Below are 17,252 nucleotides of genomic sequence, written 5' to 3'. Positions count from 1 at the left end.
TTTAAATGCGAGAAATAATCGTTTTTGCGCCTGGCTTAAATGGTCAGGAATTTATCAAGAGCCTTGTTATGCATGGTAAGAACTGTATCAACCTTAGAATATGCAATTCTGGAGAATTGGCACGTATTGCCCTTATGAGATCTGGTATATCGATACAAGAAGATTTCGTTGATTCAGATGAAGAGACAACTCTTGTCGCAAAGGCGGTTGAAGGTAATAGCTATTTTGATAGTCCATCGTATGCCGATATCAAGGAGCTAACTGCTGCTATAAGACGTATGAGAAGCCTTGTCTCTGATGCAGATGAAGCAAAAGCTGTAGAGGAGACACTTAGTAAGGGGATCTTTTCTGAGAAAAATGCTGCGCTAATTAGTGTATATAAGAAATATAATGACCTGCTGACTTCTCAAAAGCTCGTGGATTCTGTGTCTCTCGTACGAAGAGCAGCAACAGTTAGTAATACCATAGAAGCAGACTTCATCACGTTAGATGAATTTCCGCTTACGCCGTTGGATAAAGCACTTTTGAATAAGATTTCTGAAGGAAAGTTCCAGCAGATGGGTGTCTGTGATCTGTTTGGTAAGGCAGACGCCGGGATCCAGATTTCAAGCTTCAAAAACTGTTATGGAGCTCCAAATGAGGTTGAGTCCGTTATTGCGGATATATATTCGAATAAAAATTTGGATGAATGCACGGTGGCTGTCACAGATATAGCGACATATGGGCAGCTGTTCTTTGATTATGCGCTTCTTTATGATATTCCAGTTACTTTTGGCTGCGGAATTTCTATAGTAAATTCTAATCCGGCCAAGCTTCTGTCGTTGTATTACAAATGGATGACAAGAGGCTTCTTTGGCGCAGCAGCTTTAAATGAAATGATTGGAAGCCCGGCTTTTAATAGGGCCAAGTTACATAATATGTTCCCAGAGCCAGGAGAGAACTTTAAATGGAAGGTATTTTATGAAGTACTGGGAGCATTAAAACTTACAAATGATAAAAGTAGTAACGACAAAAAGATAGAAAAACTAAAGAAAACTGTTATTGACGAGAAAAAGAAGGCAGTGTTGCCTTCTTTAGAGATTATGGCATCAGAGCTTTCCTTGCCAGTTGAGGAGTTTATCTCAAAGTATTCTTTTGTTCGGGATGGAACCGAAAATAATAAAGATAAGTTACTTATGAATCTGGACATGGCTGCATCGGGCGTTATATACGGAGAATTAAGTACCATACATAAAGCAGGAATTGAGCAGGATACAGAAGGACTGATTCTATCAATTCTAAAGAATAATGTCTGTGCGCAGCGAAGCGAAGCAGGAAAGCTCCATGTCACCAGCATTAGCGGGGCTATTTCTGTCGTGAGAAAAAATATGTATATAACCGGGCTTTCTGCAACAAAATATCCTGGTTCTCCAAGGGAAAATTATCTGCTTTTGGACGCGGATCTGAACCTATTTGGCAAAGGGGCAGAATTTCTTACGGCTGATGGACGTATTCTAAAGAAGAGAGAAAACCTGCTGAAACTGGCAAGCTTGGCAACCGCTTTGGAATCAGATATCAATGTTTCTTATGCTGGACTAAATGTGTCTGAATTAAAGCGCGATAACGCATCTTCTTTGATGTTTGAATTATTCAGGCAGGAACACGGAGAGAATGCTACTGCTAAAGATTTGGAGGCAATAATTAAAAAAGTCGATTACTTTGCACCAGCTATATCAGTTACCAGAGGTATTGGCGATGCATATGACAAGGGATATAAGATCATTAAGCCTGCAGAAACATCTGATGTGGCTTTCAACTTTGGATGGAACCTTGAAAATGAGTATTCCCCGACAGCTCTTGATAGATTCTTTAGCTGTCCAAGGAGTTTCTTGCTCAGCTATATTCTTGGTATACCTGAGCCTGAAGTGGATGACCCGTTTGAGATTATTTCTGCTGCAAAAAGTGGTTCTATGGCACATTCTTTAATGGAAGAGCTGGGTAACTCAAACATCTCAAATGATGAATTTCAGAAGTTGGCTGCAGAGTCTTTTGACAGCTTTATTTTAGAAAATCCCCCTCTTATAGAGGGGAATGTTGAAGCTGAAAAGGAACAGTTCCTACAGATGATGGATACAGCATATGAAATGGATCCCCACAGAGAAGTTGTGCTAAAGGAAGAGGATGTTCACTGCGTTCACGAGAGCGGCGTTAAGATACACGGGCTTCCTGACCGTGTAGAAAAGCTTGATGATGGTTCATATCTGATTGTGGACTTTAAAACAGGACGCAAGGTTTCCCATATTCAGGATGATATTGGGACATGTTTGCAAGTCGTTATATACGCTTACCTTATGGAAAAGAAGGGTTTTAAGATTTCCGAAGGGGAGTATAGATATATAAGGCTTGGAGAGGTTGTGACTTGCAAATACGATGATGAAATGAAGAAACTCTTACTAGAAAGGTTAAATGAGTTTAGGGAAAGTATCCTTAAGGGAGAGTTTCCTTTGCCAAAGCCTGAGGAAGGTAAAGATCCTTGCAGGTACTGTAAGTATGGCTACATATGTGGAAAGACTACCGAAGAAAGCGAGGTGTGATAAATGGGAAACCTTAAATCAAACCTTGAAATCGATACAATATCAAGAAATAAGATAATTGCCGAGATAAATACCAACTTTTTTGTTGAAGCCGGTGCAGGATCCGGAAAAACAACCATGCTTGTAAGCCGCATGGTTGCCATGGTTGAAGCCGGTATAGACATAAGTAAAATCTGCGCTATTACATTTACTAAAGCAGCCGCCGGAGAATTCTATGAAAGATTCCAGAAGGCGCTTATAGAGCGGAGTAATCCCGTCTTTATTTGGAAGGATAAGGGATTTGCCGGGCAGCTTCCTGCCCCAACAGCTGAATCTAGAGCCAGATGCGAGAAAGCTCTTCAGAATATAGATTTGTGCTTTATGGGAACCATAGACGCCTTTTGCGGAATGGTCTTATCAGAACATCCTTCTGAAGCAGGAATTTCTTCTGATTCAACAATTGTTTCCGACATTGATGTAGAGACAATGTACAAACAGCAGTATGTGAAGATATGTGATGGCGATTATGGAAAAGAAATACAAAATCTTGCCAAGTCTTTCCGCTCAGTTAACAGATCTGCGGAGGAAGTCTTTGTGAAGGGAATGCAGCTGTTAATGGATAATCGGAACGTGCATTTCAATTTTAAAGAGACCACTTCTTTAGACATAGATAAAGAGTATGGCAATCAGAGAACCGAGATAATTAAAGCGGTAAAGTGCCTAAAGGATCACCCTGAAGTAATGTATGACGGTAAAAAAGAAAGCCGAGAAGCGTGGGCAAGAATAGGCTTTATTTATAATGTACTTAAGAGAAAATGGTCTAATGATTTTACCGGTGTACTTAGTGCTCTTGATATTCTTAAGGATATTCGGACAATTTCTAGTGCAGTTGACGATTATGGAGCTTCTCTTGGCGGCGTCTTTGAACCTGGCGGAGCAAAGGGAAAGTGGCTTTCATGCTCTGTTGGACAGGAAGATAGTCTGCTTATCAGAGCTGGAGAACTTAAATACAATGTATCTATGACGTTTCTAAGCAAATGTGTTCCGTTGATGGAGCAGGCTATGCTTGAAAAGGGACAGCTTACTTATTTTGACAATCTCTATTACCTAAGAGAAATGTTGAAAAGAGATGCAGAACATAGTGGAAAGCTGATTCGATATATCTATGATCGTCATAGCTATTTCCTCATTGACGAGTTCCAAGATACCAATCCTATGCAGGCAGAAGTCTTTTTCTATCTAACAGCCATGAATCCGGTTCCACAATGGAGAGAATGTGTTCCGAAGCCCGGATCGCTTTTCATTGTGGGCGACCCCAAGCAGTCTATATATAGATTCAGGAGTGCTGATGTCACTTCATTCCTTAATGTAAAGAAGCTGTTTGAGAAAAATGGTGGTGAGATAGCGCCTCTTTACAGGAACTTTAGGTCTACGAAGGTGCTGTGTGAGTACTATAACAAGGTCTTTTCCGAAATGCTTCCGGAGGAGACTGAGGATCAGAGTAAATATGAGGAGATTCCATTATCTTCAGAGAAAAAAGATGAGTTTCAGGGAATTTATTCCTATAAGGCATATATGGGGAAGGCTATTCTGGATAAGCCGGATGAAGCAGATCCTGTCATGATAGCAGATTTGATAGAAAGGCTTGTAGGAAGACAGGAATATCTTGTAACCACAGAGGGTGATAAAGCACCAAGGCCAATCAGATACAGCGATATTATGGTCATCACCTCTTCAAAGAAGAACTTAGCACCTATCACAGCGGAATTGAGCACCAGAGAGATTCCTACAAGAGTTGAAGGTGATGTACCTTTTGGCGAAAATGTGGCACTTCGTGAAATGCTTCTTATTTATAAAGCAGTGGTGGATCCTGAAGATAAGATAGCGCTATATGGAGCCTTGAACAGTAACGTATTAGGAGTGTCACAGACAGACGTAATGAAATACCGCCAGGCTGGGGGCTCGGTATCTTTGAGTGGAACAAAAAAACTTGATGACAAGGATGAAGTCGTTCAGTTGGTTCAGGAAAAGCTCGAGATGCTTACAGATTTAAGCAAAAAAGCTCATAGACTTTCACCGGCTGCTCTTTTCTCGAAGATTATGGATACTCTTATGATCTACAAGAAAGTGGATACAGATAATCTGGAGGTGGTTTATTACACACTTGAGCTTATCAGAAATGCTGAAAAGTCTGGGGAAGTGGTAACACTTAAGGACGGAGCAGCATTACTCTCTGACCTTATTGCAGGTGAATCTGATGAGGAGCGTTGTCTAAGCCTGAATGATGAGAAAGACTGCGTCCATATGGCAAATCTTCATAAGGTAAAAGGCCTTGAGGCTCCTATTGTAATTCTAGCAGCCTCGTCGAAAAAGACCTTTGGTGCTACTTCCAGGTTTATTCATGGAGAGAAATCTTCTGAAGGATATGTTTTTGCTCTTGAGAGTGATCGTGGTGATAACGGCAGAAGTTGGAAGTACTTTGAAACTGCTAGCTTTCCGGATGAGAAGGCTGATGAGGATGCTTCATTGAAGGCTGAAGGGGCAAGGCTTGTATATGTTGCAGCAACAAGAGCACGGAACGCGCTGATTATCTGTAATAGTGTGCAATTGAGAAATGGGAAAGAAATTCAGAATTCCAAATGGAAGGATCTTCTTGCTGCAGGGACAGAAGATATCTTTTCGCTTCTGACAGAACCTGCCAAGAAGAATAAGGATAAGGTTAAAACAGCTGAGGCAGAACAGTTGTATAAGGATGCGCAGGAGAACTGTGCGCTTAATGATAGAAATCGAGAGACTGGAACATATATGGTCGAAAATCCTAGCAGACTGGAGCTGAAGTCAAAGCTTGCGGATAAGGATGATGTGCAAACTAATGTGCAGGATGTAGTACCATTAGCGATTGTCACTGATGACACCGCGGCTTCGGATGACAAGAAGGAAGGTGCTCCATCCGGAACTCATGGCAAAATGGCGGCTATTACTGGAACTATGGTTCATAAACTGATGGAGATGATGGTATCCACTAGAAACAAGCTTGATGTTTCAGACGCAGTAATGGAGATAATCAGAGAGTATAGGACTCCGGAATATGAACCATATGAGAAAGCAATGGTTAAACGGTTAGAGACCGTAGCAAACAAAATGAGATCTGGTGGGTATGCTCAGACAAATGGACTACCGCAGGACATGTTGAATACGCTTATCAGTGCTGATGAAGTATACTGCGAGGTTCCATTCAGCTATAGAGATGATTCCGATGGACTTGTTATTTGGAATGGAATCATGGATGTAATCTATTGCAAGGATGGTCAGTGGCATATTATCGATTACAAGACTAATGCTGATGGAAGTGATTTGGATACGAAGTATCAGGCGCAGCTTTCGGCATATATAAAGGCATTCAAGGCTACAACCGGAGAAGATGCAGATGCGTTGACGTATCATATCAATGTGTGAAAGGAATTTTTCGGAGGCTATATGGAGTATAAGAATTATTTAGATTTGATCAAAGAGCCTGCATATTTGGAATTGTATGAGTACTATTCAAGCGAAACAATTATGGGAATATTGGGAGTTGATCGTCAAGAGAATCCGCATAGCTCTTTTATCAGATGGCTTCTTGATATAAATGGAAACCATGGTTATGGAAGCAGCCCTATGCGTAAATTTTTGGAGACTGTCTGCCTTTTTAAGGAAAAAGTTTATACAGCCCCAGATACTCACAAATTAAGAAAGCAGGACTTATGGCCTGGTAATAATTTGTTAAATAGTCGCAATGAGAAAGTATTGGATGAGATAAAGTATGGAAAGTATGAAATAACCCAGCAGGTAATTGCCACGGAGCAGGTCCTATCTGGCCAAAGAAGGGCAGATATTTTTTCAATATTAAAACTTGAAGGCAGTGGCTTTAAAGAGAAAAATCCCGTGTATCTGCTTGTTGTCATCGAGAACAAAGTACATAGCACAGAACATACAGAGCAAACTAAAGCATATGCAGAGAGTCTTAAGGACAATGTCAATAAGGTGTTGAAGAAAGTTGCAGATAAGTCTCATCAAGATTGGATATCCAAAGAGTTACTTGGGAAAGAGAAGAATAGCCAACCAACTATTCTTAATCTTTTTGTTTATCTAAATGCATTTCCAACACGTGAAATAAAAAAATTTTTAGGATCAGAAGTAAATAGTATCTCTCCATTGGCGGAATCTGATGATTTTATTACGCTAAATTATCAGTATCTTCTTGATGGGGTAATTGAACCGTTAGCCGCTACGTCAAAGGGCAAGATAAAGGAATGGATGAATGAGTATATCCGATGCCTTGGACAGGCCAAGATATCGTTATCAGATGAATCATCGTTTGATAAAAATGAAGAATACTTAATAATGGCTGTATCAAGTAGAGAAAAAAAGCTCGCTTTAGATTTGTGGAATAATAGTCAATATCGAAATGCAATTTACGATATTTTAAAATCAATTTTTGAAAAAGACGAGGATTTTATATTAAGAAAGCGAGAAATAGTTTTTTGGAGATCATTAGCCAATTTATACCGATTTATAGGGGACGATATTCCAGAAAATTTGGGCTTGGATTATGTTGTATCAAAGCAGGAATTATTAGATTTGGTAAATACTGATAATGTGTCAAAAGTTGTGCACAAATTTTGGTATAACGGAAACTTATATATTTCTAATAGACAACGCTCTTTGGGGTTGCTTTTTAGAGATATGGTTAATGATTATATCCAAGCGTTGGGGGATACTGATAAGCAGAAAGCAGCTATAGAAGAATTGAGTGATTATTTTAACGCAAACACCAACTTAAACTGCAAGATGTTTATGTATGAAGATGAAGTCAATGATCTCAAAAAACGTTCAAAGCGCGGCAAAAGGTCTGCTCGTATCACATCTATAGATTGTATTGAAGACTTTACATCTAGGTATTTCTCAGATTTAAGGAAAGATGGCAAATATATTAAGGAAAAAATTTCTGGTTATGATAGCAATAATAATGACGATACATCAATAATGCTTAATAATGGAACAAAGACTTTCATTTGGAGATATTGGTCAGCTGAAGAAATAGAAATGTTAGTAGATTGGTTAAAAGATAAGGGGCATACGGCTTTTAAATATGAGAAAGTCCAATAGAATAAGGAGCATTCTATTAAACAATGCAAATTAAGACATTCATTGGCATGAAAATGCTGAGGGATAGATAATTTGTAGCAACTTCTATATAGCCGTCTTGTCAATATGAAAGCGATGTACATTAATTTGTATGTCGCTTTTGCTATTGTTCTTGCTAATGTGCATAAAAACGAACATTAAACAGGATAGGATATGATAAAATTAGTATATGTCGGAGGTACATCCTTATGATTGAAGTATATGGAACTGAAACAAAAAAGATGCTCAATATACTTATTTTAGATGTATTGAGGCGTTATTCTGATGAAGAACATCCTCTTACGCAGCAGAAGATAATCAAAATCCTTAAGAATGACTATGGCGTAGAGAAAATAGACCGCAGGTCTGTAAAGGCAAATGTACAGTCTCTGTCAGATATGGGTTATGAGATATCCATGGAAGAGGGAGCAGGGTATTTCCTTATAAGCCGTGAGTTTGAGGATGCTGAACTTCGCATGCTTATTGATTCTGTGCTGTTTTCAAAAACTATCTCTGACGCATATGCGAAGAGACTTATAGAAAAACTAAAAAGCTTCGGGAATATATATTTTGACATGAAAGTGTCACATGTTAAGCCCACGCCTACACTGCAGAGAACGGATAATAAGCAGGTTCTCTTTAACGTGAATGAAATAAATGATGCCATGGATCAGAAAAAGAAGATCAGCTTCCGGTACAACAAGTACAAAGCTGATTTTAAGCTTCATGACCAGGGAAAGGATTATATTGTAAATCCGTATCAGATGGTAGCTTCAAACGGTTTTTATTATCTTCTTGGAAACTTAGATAAATATGATGATGTATCCTACTATAGGATAGATAAAATGACTGATGTAGTAATATTAGATGAAAAGATAAAGCCTCAGAAGGATGTAGTAGGACTTGAAGGACAGCTGAACCTCTCCAAGCATATGGCAGAACACATATACATGTTCTGCGGAGAAAGCCTCAATGTCAAAATGAGGACAACCCCTTCAATGATGGATACACTTGTTGACTGGTTTGGAAAGGATTTTAAGATAACCAAAAGCACCGATGATGTTCTTGAAATCATGGTAAGGTGCAATGAAAATGCTATCTTTTACTGGGCACTGCAATATGGGCCATATGTAGAAGTCATTGCCCCCAAAAAACTACGTCAGGATCTGGCATTAGAGATAAGCAGAATGAATGCTAAATATAACAGTAGCTTATGTTCTGGTGTCAGTGCAGATTAGGCTTTTTGTATGGAGGCAAAATTATGAATTTGGAGATTAAAAGAAATGAAGTTATAAAATTCTTACGGAAGTACAATCTTGATAGTAAAGATTATAAAACAAGAGTTGTTTTGGCTGCTCCTGCATATGGAAATAAAAACGAACTTCGTGTTTACATGAATGGCGGAAATGTCGGAAAAATAGCTCTTAATAAGAAAGGCATTACGACAGGAATAAGTAAAAAATACTCGAACAAATATAATGGTATAGCTCCTGAGGCTGTATATATACTTGAAAAAAATAGTAGATACAGTGAGTCAGATAGATTGGATTCGCTGATTGATTTGAATTATCTTAAATATGCACAGGAGGCAACTACCACATACTCAGTAAAGAGCGCTAATGATTCTGACAGGGAAAGAGCAATAGAAACTCTGATAATGGATTATAGAAATCAAAAGTACGGGAATGCAGCTATTGATATGGAAATACAATACTCTGTAAAAGATCATTTCGGGTGGACAAGAAATAAGCAGGACGGTCATGTATATCCAAGTACTATGAAATATAGAAAACACGAATGGTTTAATGAAGAGTTTTTTTGTGATTCGGATGATACAAAAAGTCCCAGAGTGGACTTGATGGTTCTGAATGATGCTGGGATTGGATTTGTTGAACTGAAAGTTGATAACGAGAATTGCGAAAATCTATCAAGTCATATTAGACATATGAATTATATTTTGTCGCATCCGGATGTATTTATCAGTGATGCAGATAGAAGATTATCAGTGCTAACTGAGTATCATTTGATTGAACCAGAAATGCTGACCAATCAAGAAAAGTGGATAAGAAATCATCAGATATGGTGTGGACTCATGTTTGTTGGTACCGCAGATAAGCTTGATGGTGCGAAACGCATGATAAAAAAAGAGTTGAGTAATATTCAAAACATAAAGTGCTGCTTTGTTGATATAAGTGCTGTCAGGGAGAGAAGACTTAATATGAAAAGTGATATTTTTATCAGCAAAGAGACGTTTATTTCGTCCGAATATTTAGGGGAAAGATGATGAATATTTATAAAAGGGCTCTTTGAAAGGGCTCTTTTTGTGTGCAAAAAAATGCACATTGCTTCTGATACTATAAAGCCAGAAAGAACAAAGTCTCTGTAGTATTTGGAGGTGTATAGATGTTTTTTTATCAAATGGTAATTGCATATGATTCCTCAGATGTTCCTTTTGTGGATGAAGAAAGAAGACTCTCGTATACAAAGGGGTCAACTGAAGAAAAGAGTGATTTTTATGATAAGATCAAATCGATAAATAACGATTTTGCAACAGATAAATCTCTTACCGATGTGCACATATTTTTCTATTCCGCTACAAATGGAAATCTTTTTGCTGTTGTATCTGCTGACTCTATAAAAACCAGTAATCGTGCTATAAAAATCCATGTGATAGAGTACATTAACAAGCATTTTGATGTTGCGAATTTACATATAGAAAAAATGCGTGAAATCCCAGTCAGTGATTTTAATCAATTACTGTTCCTGGCAGACAGAAAAGACCTGATAGCCAGTCAGTACGACATAAAAAAGGAGATAGGAACAGACTATTTTGACAATAACTCCTACAAGATAAAGGAAATCATGACTGACGGGAAAAGACTGTCATATAAAGATGCTTTAGAGCAAGCGGCAAACATAATTGCTGATAAATCTTTGTTGCAGGAACTTGAGAGAATATACTCTGACCTGAATGAGAAAAAGTACTACGGCAATCCTGTTCACTATAAAATTGAAGCCGCAAACATGGATGCCGCCATGGATATAGCCGAACTGCTAACAAAAGCTCTGGCTACAAATAAAAGACTGCCGGGAAGCAGGATAACCAAGATATATGATATAGGCGAAAACTGTTATGATGAAGATGATGTAGCAAATATCATAAAGAATGCGCAGGGTGGGGTGATAATCCTTGATATGTCCGGAACCGAAGAAGATCATGGGAATTATGCCTCAGCATATCACGATGTTGTCGATTTCTTCATAAGTCAGATACAGAAATATCAGCTAAATACTTTATTCATATTCCTGGAAATTTCAAGTCATCCTGGATTTTCCAAACCAATGATCTCCAAAGCAACGGAAGATATAAGCATAGTTGAGATAAAGGAAGGTACCGCTAAAAAGAAAGAAATCTATTCATTCATTAAAAGTGCAGCAAAAAAGAAAAAAATAAGCGTTACCGATGAGGATATTGCTAATGTTCTGACCGCCCAAGATGAATATACTTCCGGAGAAGCATATTGTGCAGTTGACAAGCTTTACCATGACAGCCTTAAAAACACAAGGTATAAAGCGTACAAAGCGGTATCAATGGTATCTGTTGAAAAAAGTGAAAAGAAAACTGAGCCGTATAAAGAGCTGTCAGCTATGATCGGGTTAAAAGAAGTAAAGAAAGTCGTTGATAACATAATCGATTCAGCAAAGATAAGGAAACTCAGAAGCAAGATGGGCATGGATAATTACAAGCCATCCATGCATATGGTCTTTACAGGGAATCCTGGTACTGCGAAGACTACGGTTGCCAGGCTTCTTTCTCAGATATTGTATAAAGAAGAAGTTATAGGCAGTGCCAAGCTCACGGAGTGCGGCCGTGCAGACCTTATTGCAAAATATGTCGGCTGGACTGCAAAGACAGTCAGATCAAAGTTCAGGGAAGCCAAAGGAGGCGTATTATTTATTGATGAGGCATATTCTTTAGTAGATGACGAAAACAGCTTTGGAGATGAAGCTATAAATACCATTGTGCAGGAGATGGAGAATCACAGGGATGATGTGATCGTTATATTTGCAGGATATCCTGAAAAAATGAAAGCATTCTTGGACAAAAATGAAGGCTTAAGGAGCAGAATCGCATTCCATGTGGATTTCCCAGATTATAATCCAGACGAGCTTTGCCAGATCTTTGATCTTATGGCAAAGAAAAAGGGGTATATCGTTGATGAAGCTGTAAAGCAAAAATGCCTCTCCATCATGGAAACAGCCAGTAAGAAACCTGAATTTGGTAATGGACGTTTTGTAAGGAATCTTTTGGAACAGGCAGAGATGGCACAGGCTGGAAGAATCCTAAAGGAATATAATGGACAGGATATTAATTCGGAAGTCTTGAAAGTGCTAAAGCCTGAAGATTTCAATGTCAATGCCAGCAAGGTGGGAAAAGAGTTAACAAAGATTGGATTTGGGGCATAATAATATTAGGGATATTCCCTGCATTCCATATGAAAAATAAGTCAAAGTACATAGTAAACAATAGAAGAGGGCATGTAATATGCTCTCTTTTTTATGTACAAAAAAATGTTCAAACATAATGGTAGCATATAGTTGTAGGAACAAGATAAGACTAATGAAAAAGGAGACAGAGCTATGTGGATGGATGAATTTAGGCTAATTGATAATGAGGGTAATGTTCGTGCAACAAAACATCTTATGGGGCATATTCAGAGTAAATTTGCAGAGATAAAGTCGACCGAAAACATTATCTATCCATGGAAAGTCACATCTGATGTTGCAAAAGATGTTTTTGTTATTGACGAGAATACTACTCAGCAGGATTGGCGAGACTATTCTGAGTATTGTAGTAGGCTGCTTTGACACATTTGCGGGATTGATTTATGACAGGAGACAAGAAATATGTCAAAAACTATATCCATAGCGTTACAAAAAGGAGGAGTCGGGAAGACAACAACAGCAATCAATCTCTCTGCAACTCTTGCTGAGGCGGGAAAGAAGGTGCTTTTGGTCGATATGGACCCTCAGGCTAACACCACTGGAGGCTTGGGAATAGATAAAGCAAATAATGAAAAGACTATTTACCAGGTATTGCTGTGTGAAGTATTGGCTGAAGAAAGCATCTTACATATCCAAGCTGAAAAGCTGGATCTGATACCAGCAAATGAACATTTGTCAGCGGTGGGAGTCGAACTGGCGGGAGCTGAAAAAGCGGAATTCAGATTAAAGGATTCATTGGAAAACATACGAAGACAGTACGATTACGTGATAATTGACTGCCCACCTGCCCTAAGCTTCTTAACGATCAGTGCTTTTGTCGCATCTGAAGGTATTTTGGTACCGGTTCAGTGTGAATACTATGCATTGGAAGGATTAAGCCTTTTATCACAATCTATGAATCTAATCCGGCAACGAATGAATCCTGTGCTTGATATTGAAGGAATCGTACTCACTATGTTTGATACGAGAAATAATCTATCTGGCGCGGTCGAAAGAAGTGTAAGACAATGCTTCCCAAATAAACTATATCAAACAAAAATACCGAAAAATATACGCATTGCCGAGGCTCCAAGCTATGGAATGAGTTCTATTCGGTATGCTCCTAATGCACCGGGCTCAGAAGCATATCGAAAACTGGCAATAGAATTTATAGAAAGGGGTTAACGGAGGATGAATATGTTTGAGAGATAGAAAAAGCCTAATGTGGATTCGACGCCATGTGCTAAAAAAAGCACATGGCTTATTTTATTGTAAAGTTGAAGGAAGTTGAAAGAAGTTGAAAAAAATATAAACATTGCATGAAAAGAGTTTAAGAACAAACATTTTTGATATGTGAGGATATAGAATGGACTGTAGAAATGAACCTTCAAAAAACAAGGCAGCTCATGAATCGGAGGACTACTCTATGTATGGCACAGGCACAAAGAAAATGCTGAATATGCTCATTTTAGACATTTTAAGAGAACATTCTGACAGTGAACACAAGCTTTTGCAACAAGATATCATAGATTTACTGAAAACAAACTATGACATGCCATGCGAGCGAAGGGCTGTCAAAAACAATATTACGTGCCTTCAGGAGATGGGTTATGACATAGTTGCTGATAAAGGCTATTATCTTAGAACCCGTGAATTTACTGATGCTGAGCTAAGGCTGATGATTGACAGTATCTTTTCTTCCGGTGCTATTACTGATAAGGAGGCTCATCAGCTGGTAAAAAAGCTGGAGAAGTTCTCAAATAAGTACTTTAAAGCGCATGTTTCCCATATCCATAGCTCCTCCAGCGGGAAAAATGCAGATAATCAGAATGTTATGGAATCCATAGCAACTATTGATGCAGCCATATCCAAAGGAAAGAAGATCCGTTTCTCATATTTACAGTATGGCACTGACTTTAAGCTTCATCCCAAGAGAGATATACGGCATGTAGTAAGTCCTTATCAGATGATCTGCAATAAAGGTAAATATTACCTGGTGGGAAACTATGATGCATATGACGATATTTCTCATTACAGGCTGGACAGAATTACTGATGTTGAGATACTCAAGGATCCTCGCAAGCCAATTAAATCGATAAAAGGTCTGGAAAATGGGCTTGATATTGCAAAGCATATATCTGAGCGTGTCTACATGTTTTCCGGTGAAAGTGAGCATATTAAAATCCGGGTTAATGAGAACCTTATGGATACACTCATAGATAACTTCGGAAAAGACTTTCGGGTAAAGTATGGAGATGGTAGCGATATCATAGTTGACCTTAAATGTAACCCGGACGCCTGTTTTTACTGGGTAATGCAGTATGGACAGCACGCTGAGGTTTTAGAGCCCGAAAGCATGAGAAAACGCATAAAAGAGGCTTCTTATAACGTGTATAAGATGTACAAATAACGTATTTTGAAAGAAATAATTTGGAGGCCATGATATGAGTGATGACAAGAAGATAAGAGTAATACCACACAGAGGAATGCGGCAGATAGGTGGAGTTTGCACGGAAATTGCTACGGATGAAGCCAGAATTCTATTTGACTTTGGATCCCCACTGGAAGATGAGGGCGACCAGAAGCCTTTGAATATTGAAGGTGTTACAAGAGGCGAAGTGGATTGTGATGCGGTTTTTCTGACACATTATCACGGTGATCATGTTGGTGAGGTACCCAGCATTAAAGCAGGCATTCCTGTGTATATGCAAAAGACAGCAAGAAGAATCCTTCAGGCACAGCAGGAACATAAAGAATGCCTGGGAGAAGTGGTTTGGGCTTCAGGCGTGAAAGAAATGGAATACGGCGTTCCTGTAATTATTAAAGATCTTACTGTAACACCCATTGAATCGGACCATTCTGCGATAGATTCCCTCATGTTCTTAGTAGAAGGCCATGGAAAAAGGATTCTTCTCACCGGGGATTATAGGATGCACGGATACCATGCAGAAAAAATGGAAGAGACTTTTAGTAACATGGGGCATATTGACCTTATGATTACTGAAGGGACAAATCTGACAAAAGAGTATAAAGGCGAATATAAAACCGAAAAAGATGTTGAAGAGAAATTTAAAGAGATAAAGAAGAAATATAAGTATGTATTCCTATTTACGTCATCTTCAAATATCGACAGGATAGCAGCTTTTACAAGACACGTTCCACGTGGCCAATATGTTGTTACAGACGAATATCAGAAGAAAATACTTGAAATAGCGGATGAGAATCGTGAAGAGGAACTGAAATTGCATAAGGTATTGTATTATAGCCGTTACCTAGAAGATAAAATCGAAAAGCCAGGCTTTAGTATGGTCGTAAGATCCGGGGATTCCTTTTATGACATTGTAAAGGAATATTTTGAGAAATATCCGGATGAAACTATTCTAATTTACTCAATGTGGAGTGGATATAAGAAACTTCCTGGAGTTAAGAGAATTTTGGATATTGCTAAAAATCAGATCAGTGTTCACGTATCTGGACATATTACAAAAGAGGATTTAGAACATGTTATAAAAATTGTGGAACCTGATAAACTGATTATTAACCATACTTCAGCGAATAAAAGAGACAAAAATACAATACTATTACCTACAAAAACTAAACTTCTTAAAGTCGATGATACAGATTCCGTACAGATATAAGGGGAAGTTATGACGAACGATGAAATTAAAAAAGCTATGAAAGATAAATTTAAAGGGATAAGATTTCCTAGAGATATTGATTTTATTGGAGATGAAAAGAATATTACTGTAGAGCTGAAATATGAGCTAATTAAGAAACATAATATGCAAGTCGCGGGAAATGCTTTTGAAGGATGGGCAATTGCTATACATATGGTATTTTCGGATATGATTGTTAGACTGTCGGTTGACTTATATCCTGATGCAGGCTTAATGAAAGGACATTGGGCAAGATTTATCTATAGAGCAATGAAGTTTTCTGAGCAATATGAATGGTTTAGAGTATCAGAAGAACTTGCGAGTATTATAAAAACCTTTAAGACAGATTTGGATGAAAAAGTTCTTGTAAACAACATTCCTACTCAAGATGCAAAATGCATTGGAGAAGATATTGAAGCTGGATTAGAAAGTGAGGTCGAGGATAAGTTAGCAAGAAGAGGTATATTGCATAGCTACTTACCATCATATGTAGGAATAGATCAAGAAATACACAGGCAATTACCAGTAGGATTATTTGAAATTAATGATAATATGGAAAAGATAGGAAAGAAAAATGCTTGGTTTACATATGGTCATTCTGCTATCGATCTATGGAATATCAACGGTGATGCTATTAATGTTATAGAACTTAAGGCAAGAAATCGTATGATTGGAATAGTTACTGAAATATTTTTTTACACCAATTTCGTTTACGATTTTGTTATGAACAAAAAAACCACGGGATTTATCATGAGTGATATTCCGGAAGGTGTTAATGAAAATGAGCTTAGAGGATATTCTGAGCTTTATAAAAGTAAAGGGAAAATAAGGAAGGTTAATGGAATTATGTTGGTGGATGACGACAACTATCATCCTTGTGTTACAAAAGATATACTTGTTATATTAAATGATAATGGAAAGGGTGATTTAAATTATTTCCGTGAAAGCTATCACTTGGGAATAGTTCTAGGAAAATATAGCAGATTTTAGAGTTGATTATCACATAAAAAAAGCAATGCGCTAAAAACGGCACATTGCTTTTTTTATTATGTAACTGAAAGAGTACTTAAGAAACTTAAACTTCGCACATAAAAAAGTGCTTTAGAACCTTGATAATTCAATAAGAACTGGCATTTTTAAAGGCGTGAAACCTCTGCATTTGGTATAATTTAAGTACCACCAAAAACCATCCCAAAGGAGACTCACGCCTTGTCTAAAATTATATCACAGAACGACTACGATTCTAAGCAGATTACTGATTCTATCAGATACTTTTTTGAACGTTTTCATTTATCAGCTGTTCTCAAAGCATCCAATGCAAAGAAGTCGAAAGGCGTCACACCGCTCCAGATCGTGAGTTATGCCTTTGCTTTGGTTTTTAGAAACAAATCTA

General features: G+C 38.0%; 11 protein-coding genes and 1 pseudogene. All 12 read left to right on the top strand.

Features of this window, described 5'->3' with window-relative positions; all coding sequences use genetic code 11:
• The first annotated feature begins 5 nt into the window (after nucleotides 1-5).
• The gene (locus tag G622_RS0120375; RefSeq protein ID WP_026512177.1) at nucleotides 6-2,573 is read left to right on the top strand and encodes a PD-(D/E)XK nuclease family protein; all 2,568 of its coding nucleotides are present in this window, start codon (nucleotides 6-8) and stop codon (nucleotides 2,571-2,573) included.
• Nucleotides 2,574-2,576: 3 nt separating this feature from the next.
• A complete protein-coding gene (locus tag G622_RS0120370) occupies nucleotides 2,577-6,008 on the top strand; it encodes a UvrD-helicase domain-containing protein (RefSeq protein ID WP_026512176.1) in 3,432 nt (1,143 codons plus the stop codon).
• A 21-nt stretch (nucleotides 6,009-6,029) separates the two neighbouring features.
• Nucleotides 6,030-7,700 (top strand): PD-(D/E)XK nuclease family protein, encoded by a 1,671-nt coding sequence (locus tag G622_RS0120365; protein ID WP_026512175.1) that lies wholly within the window; start codon nucleotides 6,030-6,032, stop codon nucleotides 7,698-7,700.
• 227 nt (nucleotides 7,701-7,927) lie between these two features.
• Nucleotides 7,928-8,956, top strand: a complete 1,029-nt coding sequence (locus G622_RS0120360) for a helix-turn-helix transcriptional regulator (protein WP_026512174.1) — start codon at nucleotides 7,928-7,930, stop codon at nucleotides 8,954-8,956.
• Between the two features lie 23 nt (nucleotides 8,957-8,979).
• A complete protein-coding gene (locus tag G622_RS0120355) occupies nucleotides 8,980-10,002 on the top strand; it encodes a hypothetical protein (RefSeq protein ID WP_026512173.1) in 1,023 nt (340 codons plus the stop codon).
• Nucleotides 10,003-10,121: 119 nt separating this feature from the next.
• Complete coding sequence (locus tag G622_RS24995; protein WP_049945993.1) at nucleotides 10,122-12,185, top strand: AAA family ATPase; 2,064 nt, start codon at nucleotides 10,122-10,124, stop codon at nucleotides 12,183-12,185.
• A 174-nt stretch (nucleotides 12,186-12,359) separates the two neighbouring features.
• Entirely contained in the window at nucleotides 12,360-12,587 is a 228-nt protein-coding gene (locus G622_RS0120345) for a hypothetical protein (protein ID WP_026512172.1), read from the top strand.
• A 39-nt stretch (nucleotides 12,588-12,626) separates the two neighbouring features.
• Nucleotides 12,627-13,388, top strand: a complete 762-nt coding sequence (locus G622_RS0120340) for a ParA family protein (RefSeq protein ID WP_026512171.1) — start codon at nucleotides 12,627-12,629, stop codon at nucleotides 13,386-13,388.
• Nucleotides 13,389-13,569: 181 nt separating this feature from the next.
• Nucleotides 13,570-14,613 carry a helix-turn-helix transcriptional regulator gene (locus G622_RS0120335; protein WP_242833035.1) on the top strand — a complete coding sequence of 348 codons (1,044 nt, stop codon included), beginning with the start codon at nucleotides 13,570-13,572 and terminating at the stop codon, nucleotides 14,611-14,613.
• Nucleotides 14,614-14,647: 34 nt separating this feature from the next.
• Nucleotides 14,648-15,841, top strand: coding sequence for an MBL fold metallo-hydrolase (locus tag G622_RS0120330; RefSeq protein ID WP_026512169.1), 1,194 nt, complete (start codon nucleotides 14,648-14,650; stop codon nucleotides 15,839-15,841).
• A gap of 9 nt (nucleotides 15,842-15,850) precedes the next feature.
• On the top strand, nucleotides 15,851-16,849 hold the full coding sequence (locus G622_RS0120325; protein ID WP_026512168.1) for a hypothetical protein: 999 nt from the start codon (nucleotides 15,851-15,853) through the stop codon (nucleotides 16,847-16,849).
• A gap of 219 nt (nucleotides 16,850-17,068) precedes the next feature.
• Nucleotides 17,069-17,252 (top strand): annotated as a pseudogene (locus G622_RS24015) (IS4 family transposase); the annotation flags it as partial.

The sequence above is a fragment of the Butyrivibrio sp. LC3010 genome (genome assembly GCF_000424385.1).
Lineage (GTDB): Bacteria > Bacillota > Clostridia > Lachnospirales > Lachnospiraceae > Butyrivibrio.
Note: the sequence above shows the minus strand (reverse complement) of the source record. Positions and strands in the feature narration are given on the sequence as shown.